Below are 16727 nucleotides of genomic sequence, written 5' to 3'. Positions count from 1 at the left end.
AGTCTGTGCGCAACCAGCAATCAAGCGAGGCAGGATGTCTGAACTGTTTGACGATCCAAGAGAAGGCGAAAACGCCCCGGAATTTTCAGTTTCGGAACTTTCTGGAGCCATTAAGAAAGTCATCGAAGGCAATTTTGGCCACGTGCGAATCCGGGCCGAGATTGGGCGCGTCAGCTTTCCGCGCTCGGGCCATGTGTATCTGGACCTGAAAGACGACAAATCCGTGATCGCCGGGGTGATGTGGAAAGGCGTTGCCTCCAAACTGCCCATGCGCCCCGAGGAAGGCATGGAAGTTGTCGCCACCGGGCGGATCACCACCTTTGGCGGGCAGTCAAAATATCAGATCGTTATCGAAGACATGAAGCCCGCAGGTGTTGGTGCGTTGATGGCGATGCTAGAAAAGCGCAAGGCGCAACTGTCGGCAGAAGGTCTGTTTGACCCGGCGCGAAAGAAGCCATTGCCGATGCTGCCCGAGGTGATTGGGGTTGTGACCTCTCCGTCCGGCGCGGTCATCCGCGATATTCTGCACCGTCTTCGGGATCGCTTTCCGCGTAAAGTGTTGATCTGGCCGGTTGCGGTTCAGGGGGAGAAATGCGCGCCAGAAGTCGCGCGCGGTATCGAAGGCTTTAACAAGCTGTCACCGGGTGGGGCCTTGCCACGCCCCGACTTGATTATCGTCGCGCGTGGGGGTGGCTCTGTCGAAGACCTCTGGGGCTTTAACGAGGAAAGCGTTGTCCGCGCGGCAGCGGCATCCGAAATTCCGCTGATTTCTGCGGTCGGGCACGAGACTGACACAACCCTGATTGATTTTGCCTCTGACCGGCGCGCGCCGACACCCACGGCAGCCGCAGAACTTGCAGTGCCCGTGCGTCTGGAGATGCTGGCTTGGGTGGATGAGCAGGGCGCACGGATGACACGCGCGTTAGAACAAGGTGTATCGCAACGTGGCCAAAGGCTGCGTGATCTCACACGCGCAATGCCAAAGGCCGAGACTTTGCTAGACACTCCACGGCAGCGCCTTGACCGAGCGTCGGATGCGCTGCCGCGCGCTTTGCGTGCTGCGGTGGACACACGCCGCCTGCGGCTGACCGACAAAGCCGCTGGTCTGCGCCCGAACAACCTGCGGCGCATGATAGACGGCAAACGCAGCGAATTTGGACGCCGCGCTGACCGCCTTTCGGTGACACCCATCAAGCGCGATATCGAGCGGAAGTCAGACAAAGTGACATCTGTAACTCATCGCTTCAAATCTTCCGCGGAGGCGCAGATCAAGGCTTGGTCGACCAAGCTTGACGGGTTGGAGCGCCTGCGCCAGACGCTGGGTTACGAAGCAACATTGGAGCGCGGCTATGCGGTGGTCTGGGACGGCGATGAGGTCGTGACCAGCACCAAGGAAGCTGCGCAGGCAAGTGAATTGGCGATCCAATTCGCAGATGGACGACATGCCGTGGCAGGGGGCCGCGAAGTGAAACCAGCATCAAAGCCAGCGAAGAAAGCACCAAAAACCAAGCAAACACCACCGGACCAAGGCAGCCTGTTCTAAGCGGTCTGGGCCTCCGCTGCGGGGTCGGAGTCTGGCGGCACTTGCCCGGTCACTTCCAGAACACGATGATCCATCATCGCGCGCCAAAGTGGCGGACAAAGGGAAATAATCCCCATCACAGGCAGTGAACGTGGCAACATCGGCACATCGTCTTCGTCCAAGCGCAATTCGGTGTAATTGCGGCGGGGATTCATGTGGTGGTCTGAATGGCGCGGTACATTTAGCATCATAGCCGATGAAAACGTATGGGGCGCATTCCAACTGTGCTTTGGGCCAACGGGTTCAAATTTGCCGTTTTCCAGCAGGCGGCGGCGCAATCCATAGTGCTGGATGTAATCGCTGGCGAGGTGCTGCAGCGTGGCGTAAAGACAAACACTTAGCAGCGCTGCGATACCCATCCAGCCTGCCAGCAAAAAGGCCACCACAAGCGTCACGCTTGACCCAAAAAGATAGCCCCAATAGGGGTGTGTCCACTGAGGACGCGGGGTTTTCGCGCGCGCACGGTCTTTAGTCTCTGCCTCAAGCCCTTTGACGAAAGACCCAAACCAAGCGCGCGGCCAGAAATGATAAACGCTTTCGCCCATATAGGCCGAATTCGGGTCGCGATGGCTGGCGGCAAAAACATGGTGCACTTTGACATGGGCCGAGGCGTGGTGGCCAAACATCAGCGTCGTGTAAACGGCGACACCTAAGCGGCGTAACCAGCGATTGCCTTTGTGTATCAATTCATGTGCGTTGGCATTGGACACCTGCCCGAAGTACTGACCAAACAAAATCAGGCAAGCCGCCCTCTCCCAAAGCGCCAGCCCGGTTTTTCCGGAAAGTGCCAGAACCGCAACGGTCATCAGGAAAATATGCGAAAACCCAAGGAAAACAGACAGTTCAACACCCGCCGGAAACTCCCCGTCTGAGTTCTTGCGTGCGGCAGCCCCTTTGATCAATCGATCCATCGTGAAGACAAAGATCGTCAGGTAAGCAACGGCCAAAATCGCCCAAACGCCACCGAGAAAACCAGCGAGCGTCAACAATAGAACCGGTACAGCCGTTGCCAAATTAAACCACAGCATTGATCGCCTCCTGACCTGCGCGGATTTCCCATCGGGTACTGCCGTCAAATTTAGGAAAATTTGAGACGTCTCAGTGTTGCTCCTCAGGTGTTTTGCGCGCAACTTGTCGTGTGAATGTCGTTTTTGACCTCTTTTTTACCATGTTACATCGTTACGATTAAGGCAGCTTTTCAGCCAGGAATAAAAATGACTCAGCAAATCAAAAAAGGCGTTTGGAAGTCCGGTAAGGGCAAAGGCCGCCATACCCCCAAAGGCCGTCAGGTCGACGATGTCGCACTGGACGAGGTCAACGCGTTGATTGCGGGGCGCGACGTGTCTCGGGACATGCTGATCGAATTCCTGCACTTGATCCAAGATCACTATGGGCATTTGGCCGCGCGCCACATCCGTGCGCTGGCAGAAATCATGCGTGTCGGTCAGGCCGAGGTGTACGAAGTTGCCAGTTTCTACGCCCATTTCGACGTTGTGCGTGAGGATGAAACCCCGCCTCCTGCGCTGACCATCCGTGTTTGTGATAGTCTGTCGTGTGAATTGGCCGGGGCCGAACAGCTTCAGAAAGCGCTCGAAGACGGGTTTGATCCGGCAGAAGTGCGTGTTGTGCGTGCGCCCTGTATGGGCCGCTGTGATACCGCGCCGGTGCTTGAGATCGGGCACAACCACATTGACCATGCGACACCTGAAAAGGTGCAGGCGGCGATTGCTGCGGATGATACCCACGCGCATGTTCCTGACTATGAAACATTCGCAACCTATGAGGCCGAAGGTGGCTATGCGGCGCTGAAAGAACTGCGCCAGAACGGTGACTGGGAAGCCGTGCAGAACAAGGTTCTGGATGCAGGCCTTCGGGGTCTTGGCGGCGCGGGTTTCCCGTCTGGCAAGAAATGGGGCTTTGTGCGCATGAACGAAGGCCCGCGCTATCTGGCCGTGAATGGCGACGAAGGCGAACCGGGCACTTTCAAAGACCGTTACTATCTGGAACGCACGCCGCATGTCTTCCTTGAAGGCATGCTGATCGCCGCCTGGGCGGTCGAGGCCGAGAAAGCCTTTATCTATATGCGCGACGAATATCCGGCGGTTCTGGAAATCCTGCGCCGTGAAATCAAGGCGCTTGAGGATGCGGGTATTGTCGAGCCGGGCTATATCGACCTGCGTCGCGGGGCCGGGGCCTATATTTGCGGCGAAGAAAGCGCGATGATCGAATCCATCGAAGGCAAACGCGGAGAGCCGCGCCACCGCCCGCCATTTGTGGCGCAGGTAGGCATCTTTGGTCGCCCAACCTTGGTGCACAACGTCGAGACACTTTATTGGGTCTGTAAGATCAATCGCGAAGGGCCGGAATGCTTGAACTCGGTTGAAAAGAACGGTCGCATTGGTCTGCGCTCTTATTCCGTGTCGGGTCGTGTGAAAAATCCGGGCGTGCATCTGCTGCCAGCTGGTTCCACAATTGATGATATCATCGAAGCCTCTGGCGGGATGCTGGATGGCCACAGCTTCAAAGCCTATCAGCCGGGCGGCCCGTCTTCTGGCTTGCTGCCGGCCAGCATGAACGACATCCCGCTGGACTTTGACACGTTGCAGCCGCATGGCACCTTCATTGGCTCTGCAGCCGTTGTGGTTCTTTCAGAAAAAGACAGCGCCAAACAGGCCGCGATCAATATGCTGAAGTTCTTTGAGGACGAAAGCTGCGGCCAGTGCACCCCGTGTCGTGTGGGCTGTGAGAAGGCCGTAAAACTGATGTCGCAAGACAAATGGGACACGGGCCTGTTGGAAGAATTGTCACAAACCATGGTTGACGCGTCGATCTGTGGTCTTGGACAGGCGGCGCCGAACCCGATCCGACTGACGATCAAGCACTTCGCGGACGAAATCTAAGCCGCGCCCCATAGATTTGCCAAAAGGCCGCGTGTCACCCGATGCGCGGCCTTTTCAATTGCCCTAATCCACATTAACTGAGTGGGACGGCAATTCCCGGAGGCCACATGGCGTTTCTCTCAAAACTCAAAGACCGCTTGTTCAAATCCTCATCGCGCCTCGAAGAGGGGCTGGATGCGATTGTGGAAGACGGTGGAGAAGAGATTTCGGAAACGCAAAGCGAAGCGCCTGCCGAAGCATCTGAAAAGACCGAAACTCCGCAAGCGCCGCCATCGCCGGAACCACCCGCTGCTGAGGTTGCTCCGGCGGCGATTGAGCCCGAACCGCGCGTTGAACCGACCGCAGCCGCGCCAAAGGTGCCTGAGAAACCGGTTGAAAAGCCAAGCCTTCTTGGGCGACTGACGGGTCGCCAGCCCGCGAAGCCCGTGATCAAACGCACGCTGGATGACGATATGCTTGAGCAACTCGAAGAGTTGCTGATCGCGTCGGACATGGGTGTGGATACCGCGTTGCGTGTGACGGCCAATATCGCCGAGGGGCGGTTTGGCAAAAAAGTCTCGACCGAAGAAATCAAACAGATCCTGTCAGATGAAGTCGCCCGGATCATGGAAACCGTGGCCAAACCCCTGCCGCTTTATCCGCAGACCCCGCAAGTGGTTCTGGTCGTTGGCGTGAATGGCTCTGGCAAGACCACGACCATCGGCAAATTGGCGAGCCAGTTCAAAGATGCAGGTAAATCCGTTGTCATCGCCGCAGGCGACACCTTCCGCGCCGCCGCAGTTGAACAGCTTCAGGTCTGGGGCGACCGCGCGGGCGTCCCTGTCTTGACGGCTCCCGAAGGGTCAGACCCCGCATCTTTGGCCTTTGACGCCATGACCAAAGCGCAAGAGATGGGCGCTGACCTTTTGATGATCGACACAGCAGGGCGTTTGCAGAACCGGCAGGACCTGATGGAGGAGCTCGCCAAGATTGTGCGTGTGATCCGCAAAAAAGACGAAACCGCGCCGCATAACACTTTGCTTGTGCTTGACGCGACCACCGGCCAGAACGCCCTCAGCCAGGTCGAAACGTTCCAAAAACTCGCGGATGTTTCCGGGCTGGTGATGACCAAACTCGACGGCACCGCAAAGGGTGGTGTGCTTGTTGCTTTGGCGGATAAATTCGGCTTGCCGATCCACGCGATTGGCGTTGGCGAAAAGATCGACGACCTCGCGCCGTTTGATCCGCACGACTTTGCACAGGCGTTGACTGGAGTAGAAAAAACCTGAGGTTCTTCAGCATCCTGGGTGTGCGGTTGGCATTTGAATTAACTGTATTGTGTCCGAGGCCAAGACGTCCCCGTTAAGGAGCAGATTTGACATTATTAGAGCAACTCAGATTCATAGACTTTGCCTTCCTCTTGGTTATCCTGTTGTTTTGGTGGGTAAACATTGAGATGTTTCGACTAATTTGGAGAATGGCCCCTGCAAAAGGTCGAAGAAGGTGGCCCTGGCTGCTATTGGCGTTCATGTTGACGCCAATCATTGGGCTGGGTTTTCTGTGGTTCGCGGCCGATGCAACTGAGACCAACTAAGGAGCGCCCAATGGCTGGAAAGCAAATCAATCCCATGCTGAAAATGGCGCTTGAACTGGGGCCAATCATTCTCTTTTTCGCGGGCTATCTAAAGCTACGTGATCAAAGCTTTACAATCGGCGGCACGGCCTATGATGGGTTCATCGTGGTCACGGCTGCCTTTGTGCCGCTTATTGCGCTGACGACATTCATCCTTTGGCGCCTCACCGGTCATCTGTCCAAGATGCAGGTTGCGACAGTCATACTTGTCACCGTTTTTGGCGGTCTATCGGTTTGGCTGAATGATGATCGGTTTTTCAAGATGAAGCCGACGATGATCTACCTGCTGTTTGGGGGGCTGCTGGGCTTTGGCCTGTTGCGTGGGCAAAGCTATTTGAAATACGTCATGGAAGAGGTTCTGCCCCTGCAGGACGAGGGATGGATGAAGCTGACGCAGCGCTTGACCGCGTTCTTCCTGTCGTTGGCTATTTTGAATGAAGTCATTTGGCGCACGCAGAGCACGGACACTTGGGTCTATTTCAAAACCTTCGGTCTGACGGCGGCGGTATTCCTATTCTTTATGACGCAAGCCGGGGTGCTGTCCAAATACGCGCTGGAGGACAGCGGCGAGGACGTTTGATACCCAAAGTTGCGGCGCGAATTGAACGCGCTTTGCCGCAAAGTCTATTGACCAGACTTTGACGCAGCGTTACATCCGATCCGTGGCGATTTGTAACCGGATTGCGGGCCACGTGGTTTCAGGCTGAAACCCGAATTCCGCTAAAGAGGTCAGGACGGAAGGACCCCCTTACGCTTGGCCGTGTGGGGGTTTTTTGTTGCGCCGGGCAGGGACCCGGGCACTAAGGAGAAGACGATGAACGACTGGAAAAACCGGACCAAGCTCGTGCATGGCGGCATTCGCCGCAGCCAGTATAATGAGGTCAGCGAAGCGATTTTTCTGACCCAAGGGTTTGTCTATGAAAACGCCGAACAAGCTGAGGCGCGATTCATTGAATCCGGCCCGGATGAGTTCATCTATGCACGCTACGGCAATCCAACAGTTTCCATGTTCGAACAGCGGATCGCGCTTTTGGAAGGCGCAGAGGACGCGTTTGCAACAGCGTCTGGCATGGCGGCGGTCAACGGGGCGCTGATGTCTCTGGTTCAAGCCGGTGACCATGTGGTTTCGGCCAAAGCCCTCTTTGGTTCCTGTCTGCACATTCTGGAAAACATCCTGATGAAGTTGGGCGTAGAGGTCACCTTTGTCGACGGCCCGAACCTTGACGAATGGCGCGCGGCAGTGCGCGACAACACCAAGGTCTGTTTCTTTGAATCCATGTCCAACCCGACGCTGGAAGTCATCGACATCGCCGGCGTGTCCGAAATTGCCCATTCCGTGGGTGCGATGGTTGTTGTGGACAATGTCTTCTCGACCCCTGTGTTCTCAAAGGCAATCGAGCAGGGGGCGGATGTCGTTGTGTACTCTGCCACGAAACACATCGACGGGCAGGGCCGTGCGTTGGGCGGCGTGGTGATCGGGAAAAAAGACTATATCCGGGGACCGCTTGAGACCTACATGAAACACACCGGCGGCTCTCTTTCGCCATTTAACGCGTGGGTCATGCTGAAGGGGCTTGAAACCATCGACCTGAGGGTGCGTGCACAGGCGGAAAGCGCTCTGAAAATCGCCGAGAAGGTCAATGGGCACGCAGCGCTTTTGCGCACGCTCTACCCGGGTTTGAAAACCCATGCGCAGAACGCGTTGGTTCAAACACAGCTTGGCGGCCATGGCGGCACAGTTTTTTCGCTGGACATCAAAGGCGGCAAAGGCGCGGCTTTCAAATTCCTGAACGCGCTGCAAATACCGGTGATCTCCAACAATCTGGGTGATGCGAAATCCATTGCGACCCATCCGGCGACCACCACACACCAGCGTCTGAGCGATGAACAAAAGCAAGATCTGGGTATCACCGAAGGTCTGATCCGCTTTTCTGTTGGCCTCGAAGATGCGGAAGATTTGCTTGCTGATGTTTTGAGCGCCCTAGAGGCGTCACAGTCGTAATTCGCGATTGTGTCGCCTTTGGCTTCAAAAGCAGTGCAATTGGTATTTCGCGATCTAAAGCTGTAAGGTAATGAGCAGTAGGTCGCGAAAAGGGAACGCCTATGAATATCCAGTCGTCGAAGGCCGATACGCCGATGACAAAAGAAGACGCTCTGGAAGCGCTTGAGAAATTGCGCGCTTGGGCCAAAGCGGCCAGCCCCACCGAAATTGCAGAGCTGGACCCGGCCGTCGCGCGGCTCATTCCCGGTCAAGAAGTGTCCAACTACCCTGACCTAAAGCGGTCATATCCCGATGATTTTGTGGCCGACGAAGCCTATAAGGCGACCTTGCCTGATCTGCAGAACGGTCCGACCAGCCTGATCAAAGGCGCGAAGAAGCAGATTCAGCACGTCGGCATTTCCAATTTCCGTCTGCCCATCACCTATCGCACCCGAGAGGGCGGCGACGTGACGCTTGAGACCTCGGTCACCGGCACTGTCAGTCTGGAAGAGGACAAAAAAGGCATCAATATGAGCCGCATTATGCGGTCTTTCTATAAGCATGCCGAAAAAACATTTAGCTTCGAGGTGCTGGAACACGCATTGGCCGATTACAAGGCGGACCTCGGCAGCTTTGATGCCCGCATCCAAATGCGCTTTCGTTATCCGATGAAAATCCCATCTTTGCGGTCGGGGCTTGAAGGATATCAATATTACGATCTCGCGATGGAAAAGGTGGAAACCGGCGGGCAGCCCTTGAAGATCATGCATCTGGACTATGTCTATTCGTCCACATGCCCATGTTCTCTTGAACTGTCCGAACACGCGCGTCAGGCTCGGGGGCAACTGGCCACACCACATTCCCAACGCTCCGTCGCGCGGATATCAGTCGTGACCAAAAGCCTTCAGCGACTGTGGTTTGAAGACCTGATCGAAATGGCCCGTCGGGCTGTCCCAACCGAAACGCAAGTGATGGTGAAACGCGAAGACGAACAGGCGTTTGCCGAACTCAACGCGGCCAACCCGATTTTCGTCGAAGACGCGGCGCGGCTTTTCTGCCGGGAATTGCAGCAGGATGAGCGTATCGGCGATTTCCGCGTGATTGCCAGCCATCAAGAAAGCCTGCACAGCCATGACGCCGTGTCGATCCTGACGGAGGGCGACACCTTTGTCAGCGGCTCGATTGATCCTAAGCTGTTCACAACGCTGTTTCATGTTGGCTAGGGGGCAGGGCGGGCCTTTGCTGGTCGCTGTTCTTTTGATGTTCGCTGCGCCTTTGGCGGCAGAGGATGTCGATTGCGAAAATGCTTTCACCCAGCACGCCATGAACCGCTGTGCACATCAGTCTTACTTGCAGGCGGATCACGCACTAAACGACGCTTACCAGCAGGCCGTTAGCGCTGCACAGGCGATGGATGAATATCTTGCCGAGGGCGACATCGCTGCGGAGACGCTTTTGCGCGATGCCCAACGGGCTTGGATTACCTATCGCGACAAAGCCTGCGAGGTCGAAAGCCTGCTGTTTCGCGGCGGCTCTATGCAACCTTTGATCTATTCCACCTGCCTTGAGCGCGAAACCCAAAGCCGAACAGAGGCGCTGCGCCTCTTTGCCGAAGCCTTCTAGGCGTTCAATCGCTTGACAGTGCGCGCGCAGCAAGCCAACCCTGCAACCAATGTTTGATCTAAGACCTGTCGGATATGTGATTGGCCTGATGGTGGCCATGCTTGGGCTAACCATGTTGATCCCGATGGTGGTCGATATGATCGACGGCAATGGTCACTGGCCCGCGTTTCTGGAAAGCGCGCTGTTTACCTTCCTGACCGGCGGCTTGGTGGCCTTGTCCTGTCAGGACGGCAATCGCCCTGGGCTGACCCTGCATCAGACCTTTGTTCTGACCACAGGTGTCTGGCTGGCGTTGCCGCTGTTTGGGGCCTTGCCCTTCATTCTGGGCGCGACAGAGGCGCGTGTCGTGGACGCGTTTTTCGAGGCCATGTCGGGGCTGACGACAACCGGATCGACGGTGTTCTCCGGGCTAGAGACCTTGCCCAAGGGCATCCTGCTCTGGCGCGGCATTCTGCAATGGCTTGGCGGGATTGGTATCATCGTTGTGGCGATGGTGTTCCTGCCCGAACTGCGCGTTGGCGGGATGCAGATATTCCGCTCAGAAGGCTTTGATACCTTTGGTAAAATCCTTCCCCGGGCGACCGAAATCTCGGGGCAGGTCTCAACGATCTATGTCGCGCTGACATTCCTCTGTTTCCTCGTCTACCTCATGGTTGGGATGGAGCCGTTTGATGCTGTCGTGCACGCGTTCACGACCATCGCAACCGGGGGATTTGCCAATTACGACGCTTCATTCGGCGCCTTCACAGGGGCTGCAGAATATGCCGGGGCGTCGTTCATGCTATTGGCCGCACTCCCCTTTGTTCGTTACGTGCAGCTGGTGAATGGATCCGCGCAACCTTTGTTCAAAGACCGACAAATTTTGACATTCTTTGCCACGATCTTTGTCCTTGTGGTTGTTGTGTCTCTGGTGTTGTCGCTCACCGAAACACAGAACCCCGAAGCGGCCTTTCGAAAGGCTTTGTTTAATGTTACATCGCTGACAACCGGAACCGGCTACGCCAGTGCAGACTATATGCTGTGGGGCGGCTTCCTAGTGTCGTTGTTTTTCTTCATCGGCCTGATCGGTGGCTGCGCGGGGTCAACGGCCTGCTCCATCAAGATCTTCCGCTATCAATTGCTGTTCTCCGCCATCCGGGTACAAATCCTGAAAATTCATACCCCCAGCGGCATCTTTACCCCGCGCTACAATGGCCGCGCGGTGTCTGAGGATGTTTTGAATTCAGTCATGGTGTTCTTCGTGTTCTTCATCGTGACCCTTGGCGTCCTTGCCGTTTTGCTTGGTTTGACGGGCTTGGACTTTGTCACATCGCTTTCTGGCGCAGCCGCTGCGATTGCCAATATTGGGCCGGGGTTGGGGGATATCATTGGTCCCGCCGGAAACTTCGCACCGCTGAATGACACGGCAAAATGGCTACTGGCGATTGGAATGCTGGTGGGGCGTTTGGAATTGCTCGCGGTTTACGCCATGCTGACACCGCAGTTCTGGCGCGGGTGATCAGCGGAGCAGCTTCAGAAATCGCTCTATGTCGTCTTCTGGCAACGCCCAATCACACACCAGACGCAGCATCACTTGGTCACTTTCTTCGCTGACCAAAGTGACCTTTGCACCACTGACTTTGATGGTGTCCCATTTGGGCCGGGAGAAGTGCGCAAAGATCATATTGGCCTCACACGGGTAGGCGAGGCTAACGCCATCTATCTCAGAGAGCTGTTTTGCCAGTGCGGCAGCTTTTACGTTCGCCTGAGACGCAAGGGTCAGCCACAGGTCGTCAATCAAATAGGCCAGCATTTGTGCCGAAAGAAAGCGTTGCTTGGACAATAGATGCCCGCCACGTTTGCGCCGCGCTTCAAGCTCGTCAGCGCGCGCGGGATCAAAAAGCACCATCGCCTCAACGCCAAGACAGCCGTTCTTGGTCGCCCCAAAACTGACCGCATCAATGCCCGACTGCCTACTCATCTCGGCGGCGCTGACACCCAACGCGACGCAAGCATGTGCAAAGCGCGCGCCATCCATATGGGTCGGAATTCCGGCCTTATGTGCGATTTCGGTCAAGGCGCGGATTTCGTCCAGCGTATAGACCTGACCGAATTCAGTGACCTGCGACAGTGACAGGGCACCGGGGCGCACACCTTGAAACCCTCGTGTTACGCACTGGTCAATAGCGGCGCGCAGTGCCTTGGGCGTGATTTTGTCCTCGGTGCCGACAAGGGTCAGCTTTGCGCCCGAAAAGAACTCTGGCGCGCCGCATTCGTCCTCTTGGATATGGGCCATTGGAGCGCAGAAAATCGTTTCATAAGGGCGCGTCAAACAGGCCAATGCCAGCGCATTCGCAGCGGTGCCGGTAGGGAGGAAATAAACAGCTGCCTCTGGGGCCTCAAATGCGGCGCGGACCTGTGCAACCGCCGCTTTGGTAAGGTCATCCTGCCCGTAACCAAGCGCGTAGCCTTCATTTGCCTCAACAATGGCCTGTATCACTGTGGGGTGCGCAATTCCGGCATTGTCTGAGGCAAAATGCATCAAATCGGTTCCTCGATGATGTGGTCTTCCCATTCTTCGATGGGGGTCTCAAATTCAGAAACCGTCATATCGCGCACGGATACGCCCGCCTCATGCACACTCTCGGCAGTGCCGGAAATCAAAGGGTGCCAGTCATAAAGCGGCTTGCCCTCCCACAACAGCCGATAGGCGCAGGTCTGGGGCATCCAATAGGCGTGGGTATCCAGATTGTCGGGCTTTAGAACGATGCATTCGGGGATAAAGTGGTGCCGAATGTCATATTGCGCGCAGCGGCAGGTGCTATCGTCTAGCAGCCGACAGGCAACACGGGTCAGGGCGACCTCTCCGGTGTCTTCATCTTCCAGTTTGTTCAGGCAGCACTTGCCACAGCCATCACACAGCGCTTCCCACTCTTGTTCGGACAGCTCTGTCAGCGGCTTTTTCTCCCAAAAGCGGCGCTTCAGTCCGGTACGGTCGATGGGATCTTTGCTCATAGCTGATCCAAGATCGTGCGAGCGGTTGCACAGTCTTCCGTCATCTGCGCGACCAAAGCCTCCAGCCCGTCGAACCTCTGTTCCGGTCGCAGGTAATCCACCAGACCGACAGACAACGCGGTTCCGTATAGGTCGCCTGAAAAATCAAACAGATAGGTTTCAATGTTGGGCCGGTTTTCTCCAAACATCGGGCGCACACCGATGGATGCCGCGCCATGATAGGTGCCCGCGTGCGGGCCTTCCAGCACGTCGACCAGCACCGCATAAACGCCGAATTTCGGCGGGTGCAGCCCTTCGATCGACATATTGGCAGTTGGGAATCCCAACTCTCGCCCGCGTTGTTCGCCACCAATCACCGGGCCGTCGATCCGGTGCCAGTGGCCGAGCATAGCAGCCGCATCCCGCGGTCGGCCTTCGGACAGGGCGAGGCGGATATTGGTAGAGGACACCTGCCCATCTCCGCCGGTCACCAAAGGTGCGATGGTCACGCCGAACCCGAGTTCTTCGCCAAATCGGCGCAGGTCATCGGCCGTTCCAGCGCGGCCTTTGCCGAAACAGAAATCCGCTCCGACCACGACGTGGCGCAGACCCAGGCCTTTGACAATCACTTGTTCAGCAAAGGCGCGTGGTTCCAGCCCCGCAAGCGCGGTGTTGAAAGGAAGTTCATACAGGCGCTCTATCCCAAGCTTGCGCAGCCGATGCGCGCGCGTGGCCGCGCTAACCAGCCGAAAGGGTGGGGCATCGGGTGCAAAATACTCTCGCGGATGGGGTTCAAATGTCATCACACCCAGCGGTGCGCCGGGGGCCGCTTTGCGCGCCAGTTCGATGACGGATTGATGCCCGATGTGCACACCGTCGAAGTTACCGATGGCAGCGCTTGCGCCTCGGTCTTCTGGGGTGACGAATTGATAATCTCGAATAATCCGCATGGCGCAGGGTTAGCGCCGCATGTGCAGGCATGCAAGCACCTAGCCGCGCTAATTCAGCGTGATTAGTCGAACTTGCGCGACGGGGCCATCACCATGGCTTCGCCGATCAGAACCTTCTTGCCATCCACCATGCAGCGGCAATCCAGCTTGACCCGGCGCCGGTCGATTTCAATCCCGGTCACCTCGACCTCGGCGCGCACCAGATCGCCGGGGCGCACGGGGGCGAGGAATTTCAGCGACTGGCTCATGTAGATCGTGCCATGACCCGGCAGTTGCTCTCCGATCACGGCAGAGACCAAGCCAGCGGTCAGCATGCCGTGGGCGATACGGCCTTCAAAGATCGTGTCCTGCGCGTAGTCATCATCCAGATGCACCGGGTTGCGGTCTGTTGATACCTCCGAGAATTTCTCGATATCAGCGTCGGTCACAACCTTCTGCACATAGCGCACCATGCCCATCTCGATATCTTCGATGCAGATCGTTCCGCGTGGCAAATTATCCAACATGTCACCCTCCGCCCAGACGGGCCAGTAATAAATCGGGCGCGACTACGCGCCTTTGAGCAACTTTATTACTTTGCAACTGCAGAAAATCAAGACTTATTTACGTCAGCGCAAATGACCTATCGTATATGTCGGATTCGATTTTTCTGTTTCCAGATAAATATTTAGCGCTTCTGCGTCTGGCTGGACCGATGTTTTTGTCTCACTGGCTGCAAGACCGCCCGAAATAAAAAGGGAATCGATGTCTTCTCCCATGGCGCCTTTGATGTCGGTCAGGACACCATCGCCGATGGCCAAAATCCGGCTGTCAGGGATGTCTTTGCCCAATTCAGCCAGACGGCGACGGGCCAAATCATAGATCGGCGGGTGGGGTTTGCCGAAATAAAGGCTTTCTCCGCCCATCTCGGTATAGAGCTTCGCAAGCGCACCCGCGCACCATTCGCGCACTTCGCCACGGTCCACCACAATATCAGGGTTCGCGCAAAGAAGTTTCATGCCTTTGGTCTTGGCATAGAGAAAATCGGCGCGGTTGATCGAGGGGTCGGCCATTGGATCGAACGGGCCGCAGCAGACGATCCCCTCGGCCTCAGACAAGGGGACACGTTGGATATCAATCGGGTTCTCAAGCAGGTTGAGAGGTTCAAAGAAACCTTCATCGCGGGTCCATTCGCCCATGAAAAACACCTTTTCGCCCACAACACCGCGAAACATTGCTGATCGGGCGGAATCGCCCGAAGTCGCAATTGTGTCATAGGCATCGGTTGGAACGCCAAAGCCGACAAGCTGCTCTGCCACGCCGGCACGTGGTTTGGGCGAGTTGGTCACCAGCACCACAATACCCCCACGCGCGCGGTAGTCCTGCATGGCCTTGACCGCACTTGGGAAGGCTTTGACACCATTGTGCATACATCCCCAAAGGTCGACGAACAGGGCGTCATAGCGATCAGAAATGTCAGAGAGGTTTTCGATAATTTGTGTCATGCTCATTCCGGTCAGCAAAGATAGCGTTGGCAAACCTATTGCACTCTCTCAATTGTAATGAAAGCGCGATGCCAATTTTTTCGGTCAAAGCCTTGCCCTGACTTTACCACATTCTGAGCGCAATAGCGCCAAAATAACATAACTCAATTGAGATGCTCTTAAAGCGCATCTGCGAAACCCAAAATATGGATATACTCGAATGAGATTTTTGACTGCTGCCACAGTCGCCCTGATGTTCGCCGCGCCGACATCATTTGCGGCCAACGCATCCGACACACCCGCCGATACGCTTCACCCCAATATCCACGACAAAGTTGGAAATGGGGCAGGAGATAACAATAATGCCAACCCAAACGGTAACAACGGTAATGGATCCAACGGTGGAAACATCCACGGAATCGGAAATGTGCCGGGGCAATCAGACGCTGACCCTGCGGACGGTGATCCGGGATTTGCGGACCAGCTTGAAACGGTGCATGGCGGTATTGGCGCCAAAAACAAGAACGCGAACGCAGACTAATTAAAAAATGGGCGCTCAAAACAGAGCGCCCAATTCATTTCAGATCAGCGATTTCAAACCTTCAGGTTCGGGATGATCTGTTTCTTGCGGCTCATGATGCCGGGCAGGTCCAGAAGGTCACCGGTTGCGTCTGCTTCAAACGATTTCGCGGCGACCGTTTTCACCAGATCGTTTGGCACAAACAGCGTCGCCTCTTCGTTCAGGATGTCCACGACAAACAGCAGAATCTGATCAACGCCATCTTCGGCCTCGACCTCTTTGAAAGACGCCATCAGGCTGTCTTTGCGGTCCAGAACCAGTTTCGGTGCGGTGGTTTCCAGAACAGAAACGCGGAACTTGGTGCCGTCGACTTCGTATTCCTTCGAATCCATGCGGATCAGTTCTGCGTCAGAAAACGCAGAGATGTCGGACTTCGCTTCAAACATTTCAGACGCGTAGGCAGACAGATCAAGGTTCAACTCTCTGGCCAGTTCTTCGGCCAGCGCCTTGTCGTGATCGGTTGTGGTCGGGGAGCGGAATTCCAGCGTGTCAGACAGGATGCAAGACAGGGTCAGGCCTTTGACCCAGTCAGGCATTTTCGCAGCATCATCCCCCATCAGGTCGTGCATGATGGTTGCGGTGCAAGCCAATGGACGGATGGTGATGTCAATCGGGCCTTTGGTTTCCAGGCCGCCAACCAGCTTGTGGTGATCGATGATGGCTTGAACGTCCAGTTCATTCACATTTGCAGGCAGTTCGGCTGGATTGTTGGTGTCTACAATCACAGCGGCTTGGCCTGCTTCAAAATCAGTCACGATGCGCGGTTTTGGACAGCCCCATTTTTCGACAACAAAAGCGGCTTCGGTATTTGGCTCGCCCAGCAGAACGGCCTCGGCTTTCTCGCCTTTGATTTCGTTCAGGTACCAGGCCCAGATGATGGGGGAGCCTGTGGAATCTGTGTCGGGGGATTTGTGGCCAAAAACCAGAGTCGTCATGTTGATTTTCCTCGCAGGGATGCAAATTTGAGCGCCTTATAGGCGGGGCCAAACGCAATGTCACGTGACAGGTTTTCGCAGTGCCACACAAAGAAAGGCCCGCCGCCATGCGCCGGGCCAATCTGGTG

General features: G+C 56.1%; 16 protein-coding genes. 9 read left to right on the top strand and 7 right to left on the bottom strand.

Features of this window, described 5'->3' with window-relative positions:
• Positions 1-34: 34 nt before the first annotated feature.
• On the top strand, positions 35-1543 hold the full coding sequence (gene xseA, locus BUA39_RS04455; RefSeq protein WP_072791336.1) for an exodeoxyribonuclease VII large subunit: 1509 nt from the start codon (positions 35-37) through the stop codon (positions 1541-1543).
• On the opposite strand, the gene BUA39_RS04450 is transcribed toward xseA, so the two are convergent.
• The gene (locus BUA39_RS04450; protein ID WP_072791334.1) at positions 1540-2610 is read right to left on the bottom strand and encodes an alkane 1-monooxygenase; all 1071 of its coding nucleotides are present in this window, start codon (positions 2608-2610) and stop codon (positions 1540-1542) included. The two genes, xseA and BUA39_RS04450, sit on opposite strands and share 4 nt — an antisense overlap.
• 186 nt (positions 2611-2796) lie before the next feature.
• On the opposite strand from BUA39_RS04450, the gene BUA39_RS04445 reads away from it, so the two are divergent.
• The 7 genes from BUA39_RS04445 (at position 2797) to BUA39_RS04410 (ending at position 11196) form a co-directional block, all read left to right on the top strand.
• Positions 2797-4482, top strand: a complete 1686-nt coding sequence (locus BUA39_RS04445; protein ID WP_072791333.1) for an NAD(P)H-dependent oxidoreductase subunit E — start codon at positions 2797-2799, stop codon at positions 4480-4482.
• A gap of 107 nt (positions 4483-4589) precedes the next feature.
• Positions 4590-5750: a signal recognition particle-docking protein FtsY gene (gene ftsY, locus BUA39_RS04440; RefSeq protein WP_072791331.1), complete on the top strand. Its 1161-nt coding sequence runs from the start codon at positions 4590-4592 to the stop codon at positions 5748-5750.
• 315 nt (positions 5751-6065) lie between these two features.
• Positions 6066-6674, top strand: a complete 609-nt coding sequence (locus BUA39_RS04430; RefSeq protein WP_072791328.1) for an inner membrane-spanning protein YciB — start codon at positions 6066-6068, stop codon at positions 6672-6674.
• Between the two features lie 234 nt (positions 6675-6908).
• Positions 6909-8096 carry an O-succinylhomoserine sulfhydrylase gene (gene metZ, locus BUA39_RS04425; RefSeq protein WP_072791327.1) on the top strand — a complete coding sequence of 396 codons (1188 nt, stop codon included), beginning with the start codon at positions 6909-6911 and terminating at the stop codon, positions 8094-8096.
• Positions 8097-8197: 101 nt separating this feature from the next.
• Entirely contained in the window at positions 8198-9298 is a 1101-nt protein-coding gene (gene folE2 / locus BUA39_RS04420) for a GTP cyclohydrolase FolE2 (protein WP_072791325.1), read from the top strand.
• 16 nt (positions 9299-9314) lie between these two features.
• Positions 9315-9698 (top strand): lysozyme inhibitor LprI family protein, encoded by a 384-nt coding sequence (locus tag BUA39_RS04415; RefSeq protein ID WP_165610479.1) that lies wholly within the window; start codon positions 9315-9317, stop codon positions 9696-9698.
• 49 nt (positions 9699-9747) lie between these two features.
• Positions 9748-11196 carry a TrkH family potassium uptake protein gene (locus BUA39_RS04410; protein ID WP_072791322.1) on the top strand — a complete coding sequence of 483 codons (1449 nt, stop codon included), beginning with the start codon at positions 9748-9750 and terminating at the stop codon, positions 11194-11196.
• On the opposite strand, the gene BUA39_RS04405 is transcribed toward BUA39_RS04410, so the two are convergent.
• From BUA39_RS04405 to BUA39_RS04385, 5 genes are all read right to left on the bottom strand, one after another.
• Positions 11197-12219: a threonine aldolase family protein gene (locus BUA39_RS04405; protein WP_072791320.1), complete on the bottom strand. Its 1023-nt coding sequence runs from the start codon at positions 12217-12219 to the stop codon at positions 11197-11199. It lies immediately after the preceding gene.
• Complete coding sequence (locus BUA39_RS04400) at positions 12219-12692, bottom strand: YcgN family cysteine cluster protein (protein ID WP_072791318.1); 474 nt, start codon at positions 12690-12692, stop codon at positions 12219-12221. The genes BUA39_RS04405 and BUA39_RS04400 overlap by 1 nt, the downstream gene beginning before the upstream one ends.
• Positions 12689-13621 carry a bifunctional riboflavin kinase/FAD synthetase gene (locus BUA39_RS04395; protein WP_072791317.1) on the bottom strand — a complete coding sequence of 311 codons (933 nt, stop codon included), beginning with the start codon at positions 13619-13621 and terminating at the stop codon, positions 12689-12691. Before BUA39_RS04395 ends, BUA39_RS04400 begins: the two co-directional genes overlap by 4 nt.
• Positions 13622-13683: 62 nt before the next feature.
• Entirely contained in the window at positions 13684-14127 is a 444-nt protein-coding gene (locus BUA39_RS04390; protein ID WP_072791315.1) for a MaoC family dehydratase, read from the bottom strand.
• Positions 14128-14229: 102 nt separating this feature from the next.
• Entirely contained in the window at positions 14230-15105 is an 876-nt protein-coding gene (locus BUA39_RS04385) for an HAD family hydrolase (protein ID WP_072791740.1), read from the bottom strand.
• Between the two features lie 199 nt (positions 15106-15304).
• On the opposite strand from BUA39_RS04385, the gene BUA39_RS04380 reads away from it, so the two are divergent.
• On the top strand, positions 15305-15625 hold the full coding sequence (locus BUA39_RS04380; RefSeq protein WP_072791313.1) for a hypothetical protein: 321 nt from the start codon (positions 15305-15307) through the stop codon (positions 15623-15625).
• Positions 15626-15678: 53 nt separating this feature from the next.
• Here the strand turns inward: BUA39_RS04380 and BUA39_RS04375 are convergent, their stop codons facing one another.
• Positions 15679-16599, bottom strand: a complete 921-nt coding sequence (locus BUA39_RS04375) for a manganese-dependent inorganic pyrophosphatase (RefSeq protein ID WP_072791312.1) — start codon at positions 16597-16599, stop codon at positions 15679-15681.
• Positions 16600-16727: the final 128 nt, after the last annotated feature.

It is taken from the genome of Cognatishimia maritima (assembly GCF_900129685.1).
In the GTDB taxonomy this organism is placed as follows: Bacteria; Pseudomonadota; Alphaproteobacteria; order Rhodobacterales; family Rhodobacteraceae; genus Cognatishimia; species Cognatishimia maritima.
Note: the sequence above shows the minus strand (reverse complement) of the source record. Positions and strands in the feature narration are given on the sequence as shown.